Source organism: Enterobacter sp. BNK-18, from assembly GCF_047456135.1.
GTDB lineage: Bacteria > Pseudomonadota > Gammaproteobacteria > Enterobacterales > Enterobacteriaceae > Enterobacter > Enterobacter ludwigii.
In genome coordinates this window covers 2,169,041-2,182,355 of the sequence record NZ_CP179899.1, presented here as the reverse complement: position 1 = coordinate 2,182,355, position 13,315 = coordinate 2,169,041, and the positions used below count along the sequence as shown (strand labels likewise).

At 49.8% G+C, this 13,315-nt stretch carries 13 protein-coding genes; 5 read left to right on the top strand and 8 right to left on the bottom strand.

What is annotated here, in order from left to right; all coding sequences use genetic code 11:
- From ACMGG3_RS10635 to ugd, 4 genes are all read left to right on the top strand, one after another.
- The gene (locus ACMGG3_RS10635) at positions 1 to 1,143 is read left to right on the top strand and encodes a hypothetical protein (RefSeq protein ID WP_014170800.1); all 1,143 of its coding nucleotides are present in this window, start codon (positions 1 to 3) and stop codon (positions 1,141 to 1,143) included.
- The gene (locus ACMGG3_RS10630) at positions 1,143 to 1,910 is read left to right on the top strand and encodes a glycosyltransferase family 2 protein (RefSeq protein ID WP_041162765.1); all 768 of its coding nucleotides are present in this window, start codon (positions 1,143 to 1,145) and stop codon (positions 1,908 to 1,910) included. Before ACMGG3_RS10635 ends, ACMGG3_RS10630 begins: the two co-directional genes overlap by 1 nt.
- A gap of 190 nt (positions 1,911 to 2,100) precedes the next feature.
- Positions 2,101 to 3,507, top strand: a complete 1,407-nt coding sequence (gene gndA / locus ACMGG3_RS10625; RefSeq protein WP_047366475.1) for an NADP-dependent phosphogluconate dehydrogenase — start codon at positions 2,101 to 2,103, stop codon at positions 3,505 to 3,507.
- A gap of 253 nt (positions 3,508 to 3,760) precedes the next feature.
- Complete coding sequence (ugd, locus tag ACMGG3_RS10620) at positions 3,761 to 4,927, top strand: UDP-glucose 6-dehydrogenase (protein ID WP_041162985.1); 1,167 nt, start codon at positions 3,761 to 3,763, stop codon at positions 4,925 to 4,927.
- Positions 4,928 to 4,978: 51 nt separating this feature from the next.
- Here ugd and ACMGG3_RS10615 read toward each other — a convergent pair whose 3' ends face one another.
- A complete protein-coding gene (locus ACMGG3_RS10615) occupies positions 4,979 to 5,983 on the bottom strand; it encodes an NAD-dependent epimerase (RefSeq protein WP_041162764.1) in 1,005 nt (334 codons plus the stop codon).
- Positions 5,984 to 6,176: 193 nt separating this feature from the next.
- On the opposite strand from ACMGG3_RS10615, the gene wzzB reads away from it, so the two are divergent.
- Positions 6,177 to 7,157, top strand: coding sequence for an LPS O-antigen chain length determinant protein WzzB (wzzB, locus tag ACMGG3_RS10610; protein ID WP_014170796.1), 981 nt, complete (start codon positions 6,177 to 6,179; stop codon positions 7,155 to 7,157).
- Positions 7,158 to 7,197: 40 nt separating this feature from the next.
- On the opposite strand, the gene hisIE is transcribed toward wzzB, so the two are convergent.
- From hisIE to hisD, 7 genes are read right to left on the bottom strand one after another with little or no spacing between them, the layout of a single operon-like run.
- A complete protein-coding gene (gene hisIE / locus ACMGG3_RS10605; RefSeq protein WP_014170795.1) occupies positions 7,198 to 7,809 on the bottom strand; it encodes a bifunctional phosphoribosyl-AMP cyclohydrolase/phosphoribosyl-ATP diphosphatase HisIE in 612 nt (203 codons plus the stop codon).
- Positions 7,803 to 8,579 (bottom strand): imidazole glycerol phosphate synthase subunit HisF, encoded by a 777-nt coding sequence (gene hisF, locus ACMGG3_RS10600; RefSeq protein ID WP_014170794.1) that lies wholly within the window; start codon positions 8,577 to 8,579, stop codon positions 7,803 to 7,805. Before hisF ends, hisIE begins: the two co-directional genes overlap by 7 nt.
- Complete coding sequence (gene hisA, locus ACMGG3_RS10595) at positions 8,561 to 9,298, bottom strand: 1-(5-phosphoribosyl)-5-[(5-phosphoribosylamino)methylideneamino]imidazole-4-carboxamide isomerase (RefSeq protein WP_014170793.1); 738 nt, start codon at positions 9,296 to 9,298, stop codon at positions 8,561 to 8,563. Before hisA ends, hisF begins: the two co-directional genes overlap by 19 nt.
- Entirely contained in the window at positions 9,298 to 9,888 is a 591-nt protein-coding gene (gene hisH, locus ACMGG3_RS10590; protein ID WP_020883288.1) for an imidazole glycerol phosphate synthase subunit HisH, read from the bottom strand. Before hisH ends, hisA begins: the two co-directional genes overlap by 1 nt.
- Complete coding sequence (hisB, locus tag ACMGG3_RS10585) at positions 9,888 to 10,955, bottom strand: bifunctional histidinol-phosphatase/imidazoleglycerol-phosphate dehydratase HisB (RefSeq protein WP_014170791.1); 1,068 nt, start codon at positions 10,953 to 10,955, stop codon at positions 9,888 to 9,890. Before hisB ends, hisH begins: the two co-directional genes overlap by 1 nt.
- Positions 10,952 to 12,013, bottom strand: coding sequence for a histidinol-phosphate transaminase (hisC, locus tag ACMGG3_RS10580; RefSeq protein ID WP_032678504.1), 1,062 nt, complete (start codon positions 12,011 to 12,013; stop codon positions 10,952 to 10,954). The genes hisB and hisC overlap by 4 nt, the downstream gene beginning before the upstream one ends.
- On the bottom strand, positions 12,010 to 13,314 hold the full coding sequence (gene hisD, locus ACMGG3_RS10575) for a histidinol dehydrogenase (protein WP_414149880.1): 1,305 nt from the start codon (positions 13,312 to 13,314) through the stop codon (positions 12,010 to 12,012). Before hisD ends, hisC begins: the two co-directional genes overlap by 4 nt.
- Position 13,315 lies beyond the last annotated feature (1 nt).

The following is a 13,315-nucleotide window of genomic DNA, read 5'->3' as shown; positions in this document are numbered from 1 at the left end:
ATGAAAAATATTTGCATTGTTGGATCACTTAGCAGTATTTTCACACATAGCTATATTTGCTCTCTTATTTCAAGTGGTTTTAATGTTGTAATTATAAATACATCCAATAAAATTAATTATGATAATTATAAAGATTGTGATGTATTAAATCTGAACAAAGCTGAAAGTTCGAAATTAAGTATGCGTTCTAAATCAAAACTAAAAGACAATAAGTTTTTTTGTTACTTTTACGAACTTTATCTTTTCTTTAATGCTTTATTTACCTCAAACAAAAGAATTGAAACCTTTTTAGAAGGAAAAGATTTGGATCATTTTATCTTTTTCTGGGGTACATCTATAAGAAAAGAGTTTTACAATATAAAGAAAATATACAATAAAAAAAATAAGTTGCCAGAGTTTATTTTAGATGTGGCAACTTATCCTATTAGAGATTACGCCATGAAAAAAACACCTAAGTTTCTTTTATGGTTTGATTCGCTTTATTTCAATTCCTTTGACAGAGTCTTATCTCATTCAAAAATAATGGATCGATTTTTAGTAAATGAATTGTCTGTTAAGGAGAGAATTATACAAAGGTTTATTTGTTCTTTTCCTAAATCATCTTATTATAATAAAAAAGAATATAAAGAAAATACTAAGCCAAGAAAAATTATATTTCTTGGTACATTAGATGGCGCATCATCTATCAATAATATAACTTCTGACGTTTTGCAGTTGGCAAACTGTGACGTTGAAGTATATATACAAAATAGTCGCAATTCAAATATTGAACATCCGAACGTCAAAACGTTTGAACCTTTTAGCTTCGAAGAAATCATTGAAGGAAAATTATCTAATTTCTGTTCGGAATTTGATGGTGTGTTAGTAGCATATGGTCCTATGTCGAAACTTAGAGAGCATTTGACCTATCCAACAAGATATGCCTTGGCATTGCTTCAAAATTTACCAATTTTTATACAAGCTGGTAGGTTTTCATCATTAATGGAAATTACCTCTAACAATATGACAGATCAAAATATATATTATAATAGCGTTGAAGAAATAGTGAATTATTCAATAGGAGCTCATGAGCTTTCAGGTGATCTAAGCGATTGCATGGAAAACAAGTTGAAAATGTTATTTCACAAGGATCATGAACTTTAATGAATACTAATGATATTAAAATAAGTATTATCACTCCAACCTTTAACTCAGCCTCGACAATATTACAAACTTATAATTCTATTTCGGAACAAACCCATCATAACTGGGAATGGCTTGTTACAGATGATTGTTCAAGCGATAATACAATCAGTATCATGAATGCCATATGCGAAAAAGACTCAAGGGTTAAGTTGTTTAAAAATGCAGTGAACTCAGGCGCAGCTGTTACAAGAAATAACTCACTGGCAAACGCATCAGGGGATTATATATCTTTCATTGATAGTGATGACCTATGGTTTACTTCAAAACTTGAAAAACAACTTAATTTTATGTTTGCCAATGATTTAGATTTTACATTCACTGCATATGACCTTGTCGATGCTCATGGAAATCCTTTGGATAAGGTGGTGGATTTACAAGGCGACAACTTTAGCGTTGATTATTCCGATATGCTTAAAAAAAAGGCTACTTTGGGATGTTCGACAGTAATGTTCAAAAGAGCAGCTTTTTCAGATTTCTTTATGCCATTAATTAGAACTGGCCAAGATTATGCACTTTGGTTAAAGTTATTGAAGTCTGGCAAAAAAGCTTACTTGCTAAATGAAATATTAACTCGCTATCGTATTTTGCCAAACTCAATATCACGCAATAAGATTAAAAAAAGTCAAAGGCAATGGAGTATATACAGAAAAATTGAAAAGTTGTCCTTGGTACACAGTGCTTATTGTTTTAGCTTTTATGCTTGGCGTGCTGTATTCCGCAAATAATCTTTTCTCAGCTTTTTTAGCTTACGGCTTGTTACTAAAAATCACTATGCATTGTGGTCAAGATTTGTCCTTAATTCAGCCCAAAATGATAAATTTGTAACTACCAAAATAAGAACACTTTAGGTTAATATCAACTAAACATATCAAGCCGCGCATTAGCCGCGGTGACCACACCTGACAGGAGTAAGTAATGTCCAAGCAACAGATCGGCGTTGTCGGTATGGCAGTGATGGGGCGCAACCTGGCGCTCAACATCGAAAGCCGTGGTTATACCGTCTCCGTTTTCAACCGCTCCCGTGATAAGACCGAAGAAGTCATCGCTGAGAACCCAGGTAAGAAACTGGTTCCTTTCTATACGGTTAAAGAGTTTGTTGAGTCCCTGGAAACGCCTCGTCGTATCCTGTTAATGGTGAAAGCGGGCGCAGGTACCGATGCAGCCATCGATTCCCTGAAACCTTACCTGGACAAAGGCGACATCATCATTGATGGCGGTAACACCTTCTTCCACGATACCATTCGTCGTAACCGTGAACTGTCTGAAGAAGGCTTTAACTTTATCGGTACCGGCGTATCCGGCGGTGAAGAAGGTGCACTAAAAGGTCCATCTATCATGCCTGGCGGTCAGAAAGAAGCGTACGAACTGGTTGCGCCTATCCTGACCAAAATTGCAGCCGTTGCTGAAGATGGTGAGCCGTGCGTTACCTATATCGGTCCTGACGGTGCTGGCCACTACGTTAAAATGGTTCATAACGGCATCGAATACGGCGATATGCAGCTGATTGCAGAAGCGTATTCCCTGCTGAAAGGAGGCCTGAACCTCTCTAACGAAGAACTCGCCGAGACCTTCACCGAGTGGAACAAAGGTGAGCTGAACAGCTACCTGATTGACATCACCAAAGATATCTTCACCAAGAAAGATGAAGAGGGTAAATACCTGGTTGATGTGATTCTGGACGAAGCTGCGAACAAAGGTACCGGTAAATGGACCAGCCAGAGCTCTCTGGATCTGGGTGAACCGCTGTCTCTGATCACCGAATCCGTATTTGCACGTTATATCTCTTCTCTGAAAGAGCAGCGTGTAGCGGCATCCAAAGTGCTGTCTGGCCCACAGGCTAAACCAGCCGGTGACAAAGCTGAATTCGTCGAGAAAGTTCGCCGTGCTCTGTACCTGGGTAAAATTGTCTCCTACGCGCAGGGCTTCTCTCAGCTTCGTGCCGCTTCAGACGAAAACAACTGGGATCTGAACTACGGCGAAATCGCGAAGATCTTCCGTGCGGGTTGCATTATTCGCGCTCAGTTCCTGCAGAAAATTACTGATGCGTACGCTGAAAATGCCGGTATCGCGAATCTGCTGCTGGCACCGTACTTCAAGAAAATCGCGGACGAATACCAGCAGGCGCTGCGTGACGTGGTTGCTTACGCTGTGCAGAACGGTATCCCTGTACCGACTTTCTCCGCTGCGGTCGCGTACTATGACAGCTACCGTGCTGCCGTGCTGCCAGCGAACCTGATTCAGGCGCAGCGTGATTACTTCGGTGCGCATACCTATAAACGTACCGATAAAGAAGGTGTGTTCCATACCGAATGGCTGGATTAATCTGATTTAACTCAGCCTGATAATTAAGCCCGGTGATGCTCACCGGGCTTTTTTTATCACGAATAAGCCCATCTGGACTTGCTTTGTCCAGCGAGCGTCTTTCAACGCCGTATAAACCACTGCATTTTCACATTTTCGCAGCCAGGCATTCGCCTTGACAGCCGCTCAACTTAAGAGGTAAAAACCTCAACAGTTGTTTATTGCGGTGGTGTACTTACGCCTCCTGAAACTTAAACTTGAAGAAGTTGAACGAATGAAAATAACTATCTCCGGAACAGGCTATGTAGGCCTATCAAACGGCATTCTGATCGCACAAAACCATGAAGTGGTGGCGTTGGATATCGTTCAGTCTAAAGTGGATATGCTTAATCAAAAGCAATCCCCGATTGTCGATAAAGAAATCCAGGAATACCTCGCCAACAAACCGCTGAATTTCCGTGCAACGACGGACAAAGAAGACGCCTACCGCGACGCAGATTTCGTCATCATCGCCACACCAACGGATTACGACCCTAAAACCAACTACTTCAACACTTCAACCGTGGAAGCGGTGATCAAAGATGTTATCGCAATCAACCCAAAAGCGGTGATGATCATCAAATCGACCATTCCAGTAGGCTTCACCAAATCGATTAAAGAAGAGTTGGGTATTGATAATGTCTTCTTCTCGCCAGAGTTTCTGCGCGAGGGCAGGGCGTTATACGATAACCTGCATCCATCCCGTATCGTGATCGGTGAGCGCTCTGAGCGTGCGGAGCGCTTCGCCGCACTGCTGCAGGAAGGAGCAATCAAGAAAGATATTCCGGTCCTGTTCACTGACTCCACCGAAGCCGAGGCAATCAAGCTCTTCGCCAATACCTATCTGGCAATGCGCGTGGCCTACTTCAACGAGCTGGACAGCTATGCCGAGAGTCTGGGCCTGAACACCCGTCAGATCATCGAAGGTGTTTGCCTCGACCCGCGTATCGGTAACCATTACAACAACCCGTCGTTTGGCTACGGTGGTTACTGCCTGCCAAAAGATACCAAACAGCTGCTGGCGAACTATCAGGCTGTGCCAAACAATTTGATTTCCGCGATTGTGGATGCCAACCGTACGCGTAAAGACTTCATTTCCGATTCCATTCTCGCGCGTCAGCCGAAAGTGGTGGGCGTATATCGCCTGATCATGAAGAGCGGTTCTGATAACTTCCGCGCCTCTTCCATTCAGGGGATCATGAAGCGTATTAAGGCTAAAGGCGTTCAGGTGATTATTTATGAGCCAGCGATGCAGGAAGATGAATTCTTCCATTCCCGCGTGATTCGTGACCTGGATGCATTCAAACAGGAAGCGGATGTGATTATCTCTAACCGTATGGCGGAAGAACTGGCCGACGTGGCGGATAAAGTGTATACCCGCGATCTGTTTGGTAGCGACTGAGTCTCTGCTTAAGGCGCATAAAAAAACCGGCACTTGCCGGTTTTTTTATTTTTATACTTTGTAGAAGTCGCGATACCAGTCAACGAAATTCTTCACGCCTTCTTTAACGGAAGTCTGCGGTTTGAAGCCAATAACCTCATACAGCGCTTTAGTATCTGCGCTGGTTTCAAGTACGTCACCCGGCTGGATTGGCATCATATTCTTTTCTGCCTCTATCCCGAGTGCCTCTTCAAGAGCCGTAATGTAATCCATCAGTTCAACCGGAGAGCTGTTTCCGATGTTATAGACGCGATAAGGCGCAGAGCTGGTTGCCGGTGAACCGGTTTCAACGGTCCAGTTTGCATCGGCCTGAGGAATAACATCCTGCAGACGGATAATGGCTTCGGCGATATCATCAATGTAAGTGAAGTCGCGCTTCATCTTACCGTAGTTGTAGACATCAATGCTTTTGCCTTCAATCATCGCTTTGGTGAATTTAAACAGCGCCATATCCGGACGACCCCACGGACCGTACACGGTAAAGAAACGCAGGCCCGTCGTGGGCAGGTTGTACAGGTGGGAATAGGTATGCGACATCAGTTCATTGGCTTTTTTGGTCGCGGCATAAAGTGAGACAGGGTGATCGACCGAATCGTCAGTCGAAAAAGGCATCTTGCGATTCAGACCGTAAACGGAGCTGGAAGATGCATACAGAAGATGTTGTACCTTGTGATGGCGACAGCCTTCCAGCACGTTGAGGTGCCCTACCAGGTTGGCATCTGCATAGGCGTGAGGGTTTTCAAGCGAGTAGCGTACGCCTGCCTGTGCGGCCAGGTGGATGGCGCGATCAAATTTCTCACGCGCGAACAGTGCGGCCATGCCTTCACGATCGGCCAGGTCCAGCTTGTGGAAGGTGAAATTGCCAGATGTCAGCAGATCCAGACGTGCCAGCTTAAGATTGACATCATAGTAGTCATTCAGGTTATCAATACCGACGACCTGATGACCGGCATCCAGGAGTCGTTTGCTGACATTTGCGCCGATAAAGCCTGCTGCACCCGTTACCAGAAATTTCATACCTTCCCTCATAAAAATGTGTTCTTACTGATGCCATAACGCATCACATTGCGTCTATCATAGCGCGGCGGATGCCAGTTACATAACCCATCTTTCCGATTTAACTCATCGGATTCTTATAGAAAAATCCGTAGCAACAGATACACTATGTGAACATGTTTATTTTTGCCCTTTTTCATCTGTTAGGGATTGTATGACGCAAAACAACAATAACCTGGTCAATCGCAGCAATGACCCGGAGCAAATTGATTTACTTGGTTTAGTTCTACAGCTGTGGCGTGGTAAATGGGTGATTGGAGCTTTTATCGCCGCTTTTATTGTTCTCGCCATAGTCTATATTTCTGTTGCAAAAGAAAAATGGACTTCATCTGCCATCATATCCCAGCCTGATGCCGCTCAAATTGCAACCTATTCTAATGCGTTGAACATTCTTTACGGTGGTGCTGCACCCTCAATGCTGGACATCCAGAGCCGAGCCATTGGTCGTTTCAACTCATCTTTCTCTGCTTTAGCTCAAGCTCTTGAAAATCAAGAAGAGCCAGAGAAGTTAACCATCGATGCCACTGTTAAAGGTCAGGCGTTGCCATTAACCGTAACCTACCAAGGTGAATCGGCTGAAGCTGCTCAAAAGCAATTAGCTCAATACATCCAGCAGGTCGACGAGCAGACAGCAAAAGAGCTGGCTCTTGACCTCAGAGATAACATCAAGCAACAGATTACAACCCTTAACGACTCTCTGGAAAACCAGGAGAAAGTCTCTCAGGAGCAAAAAGATCTGCGCATTAAACAGATTACGGAAGCGCTGAAGAACGCTGAAGCGGCTAAAATCACTTCTCCACAGATTCAGCAAACTCAGGACGTGACGCAGGAAACCATGTTCCTGCTGGGCAGCGAAGCGTTAAAATCGATGATTGAAAACGAAGCGTCTCGTCCGCTGGTGTTCTCAGGAGCGTACTACCAGACCAAGCAGAACTTGCTGGATATCGAAAAGCTGAACGTTAACCCTGACACTATCCATGTCTACCGTTATGTGATGAAGCCAAATTTACCGATCAAACGAGACAGTCCGAAAAAAGCCATTACCCTTATCCTTGCCGTACTCCTTGGCGGGATTATCGGTTCAGGTGTGGTGTTGGGTCGCAACGCGTTGCGGAACTACAAACCAAAAGCGTGATTCTCATCAGATAAAAAACCGGGGAAATTCCCCGGTTTTTTTATTTATGTCTCTTACGTAAATTCTCAATCACCGCCGTCAAATCCAGCTCCTGATCCTGCAGCAGCACCAGCAGGTGATACATCAAATCCGACGCCTCGTTCGTCAGCTCCTCGCGGTCATGCACGGTCGCGGCCAGCGCTGTCTCAACGCCTTCTTCCCCCACCTTTTGCGCGATACGTTTGGTTCCGCTGGCGTAGAGTTTCGCCGTATACGAACTTTCAGGATCCGCCGTTTTACGCTCAGCGAGTAACTGTTCCAGCTGATACAGGAACAGCCACTGGTGGCTTGCGTCGCCGAAGCAGCTGCTGGTGCCCTTGTGGCAGGTTGGGCCGATCGGATTCGCCAGTACCAGAAGCGTATCGTTATCGCAGTCCGGCGTAATGCTGACTACATTCAGGAAATGGCCAGAGGTTTCCCCTTTGGTCCACAAGCGTTGTTTGGTACGCGAGAAAAAGGTGACCTTGCCGCTGTCGATGGTTTTGGTTAGTGCATCCTGGTTCATATATCCCAGCATCAGCACTTCACCTGAGACGGCATGCTGTACAACCACCGGCAGTAATCCGTCAGTTTTTTCCCAGTCCAGTTGTGCCTGTTGTTGCTCTGTTAACATACCCTGATCTCCACGCCCTGGTCGGCCAGGTACGTTTTTAACTCACCAATATTGATAATCTGTTTGTGGAACACAGAGGCCGCCAGCGCGCCGTCAACGTTTGCATCGCGGAAGGCTTCAAGGAAGTGTTCCATGGTGCCTGCACCGCCGGAAGCAATCAGCGGTACGTGGCAGACCGCGCGGACTTTTTTCAGCTGCTCAAGGTCATAGCCGTTACGCACGCCGTCCTGGTTCATCATGTTCAGCACAATTTCGCCTGCGCCACGTTTCTGGACTTCCTGCACCCAGTCCAGCGTCTCCCATTGGGTTACACGGGTCCGGCTTTCATCGCCGGTGTACTGGTTGACATGGTATTTACCCGTTGCGGCGTCATACCAGGTGTCAATCCCCACGACAATACACTGTACCCCAAAGCGATCGGCCAGACGGGTAATCAGCTCCGGGTCTGCCAAAGCAGGGGAGTTAATGGAAATCTTATCGGCACCAAAGGAGAGGATTTTTGCCGCGTCTTCCGCAGATTTAATCCCACCTGCCACGCAGAAGGGAATATCAATCACTTCTGCCACGCGCGCCACCCAGCTTTTATCCACGACGCGGCCATCGCTGGAGGCGGTGATATCGTAAAATACCAGTTCATCTGCGCCTTCTTCAGCGTAGCGTTTTGCCAGCGGGACGATATCGCCAATGATTTCGTGGTTGCGGAACTGCACGCCTTTCACTACCTGGCCGTCACGTACGTCCAGGCAAGGGATTATCCGTTTTGCCAGCATTGAATCGCCTCCGTCACAGTAAATTTACCTTCCAGCAGGGCCCGGCCCACAATCACGCCCTGTACACCCGTTCCGCGCAACGCGGCAATATCAGTGATATCACCAATACCGCCCGACGACTGGAAGGCCACCTGCGGATAACGCGCGCAGATTTCTTGATATAAAGAAACGTTAGAGCCTGCCAGCGTGCCGTCGCGGGAGATATCGGTGCACAGCACGTGCTTCAGGCCAACGGGCAGATACCTCTCGACCAGCTCTTCCAGCGTCACCCCGGAGTTTTCCTGCCAGCCGCTGACTGCAACCTGCTTGTTACCCTGTTCGTCGATACGAACATCCAGCGCCAGCACCAGCGCGTCAGCGCCAAAGCGGCGGAACCAGGCTTTAACCTTTTCAGGATCGTTAACGGCAGTCGAGCCGACGACCACGCGCGCCACGCCAGCGTCCAGCAGCGCCGCAACGTCATCTTCCGTACGCACGCCACCGCCTACCTGGACGGGCACATCCACGCCGGCCACCAGTTTTTTAAGAAGTGGGATTTGACGTTTTGTCGGATCTTTTGCGCCAGTCAAATCCACAAGGTGCAACACCTGCGCGCCCTGGGCGGCGTAATCCTGCAGACGTGGCAAGGGGTCGTTACCGTAGTCGCGTTGCTGCCCGTAATCGCCCTGATGGAGACGGACAACCGTGCCGTCGATTAAATCTAAAGCGGGAATAATCATTACATCTCCAGGAAGTTTTTCAGCAACTGTGCGCCTGCGGCACCCGAACGTTCCGGGTGAAACTGCACGCCGAAGAAGTTATCTTTCTGCACCGCCGCGGTAAATGCTTCGCCGTAATTGCACTGGGCAATGGTGTACGGATTTACCGGCATGGCGTAGCTGTGCACGAAGTAAAAATAGGCCCCGTCTTCAATGCCGCGAAACAGTCTGTCACCGGCTTTGGCATAAACACGGTTCCAGCCCATGTGCGGCAGAGGCAGACCGTGATCGGTCATTTTCGGCACGTCTTCGTCGATAATCCCGAGCAGATCAACACCGTTACTCTCTTCACTGCGTCGGCCCAAGAGCTGCATGCCCAGACAAATTCCCAGCACCGGTTGAGTACAGGCTTTGATGAGACTCACCAGCTCACGCTCGTGGATCTGATCCATCGCCGCCTGCGCTGTCCCTACGCCGGGCAGAAAAAGCTTATCGGCGCGCAGTACGACGTCCGGGTCGCGACTCACGTCCGGTGCATAGCCGTGACGGGCAATTGCCGATTTTACGGAGTTCAGGTTGGCGCATCCGGTATCCAGAATCACCACATTCATTACAGCACTCCTTTCGATGAGGGCAGGGCGTCACCTTCCACACGAATCGCCTGGCGAAGGGTACGGCCAAAGGCCTTGAACAGGCTTTCCACGCGGTGGTGGTCGTTCTTGCCCTTGGTCTTGAGGTGCAACGTCAGGCCCATGGTGTAGGACAATGAACGGAAGAAGTGTTCAACCATTTCGGTGCTGAGGTCGCCCACGCGCTGGTAGGTGAAATCCGCTTTGTATTCCAGGTGTGGGCGCCCGGAGATATCCATTGCGCAGCGCGCCAGGCACTCGTCCATCGGCAGCACAAAACCAAAACGGTTGATGCCGCGTTTGTCGCCGAGTGCCAGCTTCAGCGCTTCACCCAGCGCCAGGCCGGTATCTTCCACGGTGTGGTGATCGTCGATATACAAATCGCCTTTCACGGCGATCTCCATGCGGAAACCACCATGGGTCGCGATCTGGTCCAGCATATGGTCAAAGAAACCCACACCGGTGTGGATCTTGCTGCCGCCTTCACGATCCAACCAGACCTTAACGTCGATTTGCGTCTCTTTGGTGTTGCGCTCAACGTGCGAGTAGCGGTCACGCTGGGTCAGTTGATCACCAATTTTTGCCCAGTTAAGGGTGGAACGGTCATAGCGCAGCCCGGAGATACCCATGTTCTCCGCCAGCGTAATATCGGTCATGCGATCGCCAATGACATAGCTATTGGCTTTATCCAGCACGTCATCCGTCAGGTAACGTTCGACCAGCTTTACCTTCGGCTTGCGGCAGTCACATTCATCGGCAGGCAGGTGTGGGCAGATCAGCACCTCATCAAATTCAACGCCCTGAGAGGTCAGCACCTGCATCATTAGGTTATGCGGGCCGTCAAAATCCGCCTGCGGGAAACTGTCGGTACCCAGCCCGTCCTGGTTAGTGATCATCACCAGCTTATAGCCGGCTTTCTGCAGCTTGAGCAGCACCGGGATTACATCGGGTTCAAAAGCCAGTTTGTCGAAACGATCGACCTGAAAATCGGTTGGCGGCTCCGAAATAAGGGTACCGTCACGATCGATAAAGAGGGTCTTCTGGCTCATACTTTCTCCGCTTTCAGGGCGTCAATCACGCGCTGACTCTCTGCACGGGTGCCTACGGTAATACGCAAACAGCCGCTTAAGGATGGTTGTTTATTTTGGTCTCGTAAGATAATGCCCTGATCCCATAAAGATTTAAATACGGCACTCGACGCGGTAAAGCGTACCAGGATGTAGTTGGTTTCAGAGTCGAATACCTGCTCCACGCAGGGAATATCTTTCAGGGCAGTGACCAGATACTGCCGTTCTTCAAGGATTTGTGCCACGCGTTCGCGCATCGCCTTGATCCCCTGAGGGGCCAAAGCCTGCGCCGCAATGTCGGCAACCGGCGTAGAGAGGGGATATGGCGCAATCACTTTCATCAGCAGGTCGATGACTTCTTTATTGGCCAGCGTAAAGCCGCAGCGCAGGCCAGCGAGAGCGAAAGCTTTTGACAGCGTACGCAGTACAACCAGGTGCGGGTACTCCTCGAGCCAGCCAGCCAGCGTCGCCTGCGGGCAGAACTCAATATAGGCTTCGTCAGCCACCACCAGCGCTTTACCGCGCGTCATCTCCAGCAGGGTTCGAATGTCCTGCGGGTTGATAATCTGCCCGGTCGGGTTATTTGGACTGCAGACGAACACCACTTTCACGCCGTCAAGATTGTCGGCAATCCCCTGCAGATCGAGCTGCCAGTCTTCCAGCGAAAGCACGTTACGGCACGCCACGCCAAAGGTTTCTGCGCTGACGCTGTACATTCCGTAGGTTGGCTGGCAGTACATCACCGCGTCTTTACCCGGTTCGCAGAAGGCTCGAATCAGCAGTTCAATGCCTTCATCTGCCCCCCGGCTGACCAGCACCTGCTCAGGCTTTACGCCTGCGTACCGGGCGTAATTTTCGATAACCGCTTTCGGCTGGCATTCCGGATAGCGGTTCAGCGTTTGCTGCGACAGCTCGAACTGTACGGCCGTCGGGTATTCGTTGGCGTTCAGCCAGACATCACCGTTGCCACCCAAACGACGAGCAGACTGATAAGGCGTCAGGCGGCGGACATTTTCGCGGGCTAATTCTTCAATGCTCATGCTTGCTCCTTCAGGGCTGCAACGCGCAGCGTAACGGCGTTTTTGTGGGCGGTCAGACGTTCGGCGGCGGCCAGGGTCTCAATGGTGGAGGCCAGAGAGGCAAACCCCTCGCGGGACAGCTCCTGTACGGTCATGCGTTTCTGGAAATCCGCCAGCCCGAGGCTCGAACAGGTTGATGTATAGCCGTAGGTTGGCAGAACGTGGTTGGTGCCGGAAGCGTAATCGCCGGCGGATTCCGGTGACCAGTCGCCAAGGAAGACCGAACCTGCGCTGGTAATGCTGTCAACCAGATCGCGCGCATTGCGGGTCTGGATAATCAGGTGCTCAGGACCGTACTGGTTGGAGATGGCGATGCACTGGTCAAGATCGCGGGCCACAATCAGGCGGCTGGCGGATAACGCCTGACGCGCCGTTTCCGCACGCGGCAGGTCAGCCAGCTGACGCTCAACGGCGTCGCCCACGCGTTTTGCCATGTCGGCATCTGGCGTCAGTAAAATCACCTGCGAGTCAGGGCCGTGCTCGGCCTGCGAGAGCAGGTCAGAGGCAACGAAATCCGGTGTAGCGCCGCTGTCGGCAATCACCAGCACTTCAGACGGACCGGCAGGCATATCAATCGCCGCGCCGTCCAGACGCTGGCTGACCTGGCGCTTCGCTTCGGTTACGTACGCATTGCCCGGGCCAAAGATTTTGTCGACCTTAGGAATGGATCCCGTCCCGAACGCCAGGGCGGAAATCGCCTGCGCACCGCCCACTTTATAGATCGCCTGCACGCCGCACAGCTTCGCCGCGTACAGGATCTCGTCGGCGATCGGTGGCGGAGAGCAGAGCACCACCTTCTGACAACCGGCAATACGTGCCGGGGTGGCCAGCATCAGGACGGTCGAAAACAGCGGGGCAGAGCCGCCAGGAATATAGAGGCCGACGGACGCCACCGGGCGCGTCACCTGCTGGCAGCGCACGCCGGGCAAGGTTTCCACATCCACCGCCTGCAATTTCTGCGCGGTGTGGAAGGTATCAATATTTTTCACCGCGACGGCCATCGCCTGTTTGATCTCATCACCGAGGCGGCTTTCCGCGTCCGTGATTTCCTGTTCGGTTACCTTTAAAGCGCCAACCTCGGTTTTATCAAACTTTGCGCTGTATTCCCGCAGCGCATCGTCGCCACGGGCTTTGACGTTATCGAGGATCTCCGCCACGGTGCGGGTGATGCTCTCCGAGGCGGAAATTGCCGGGCGCATCAGCAGCTCGCGCTGTTGCGCGTCGCTACAGGTATTCCATTCGATGATTGTGTTAAAGCTCATG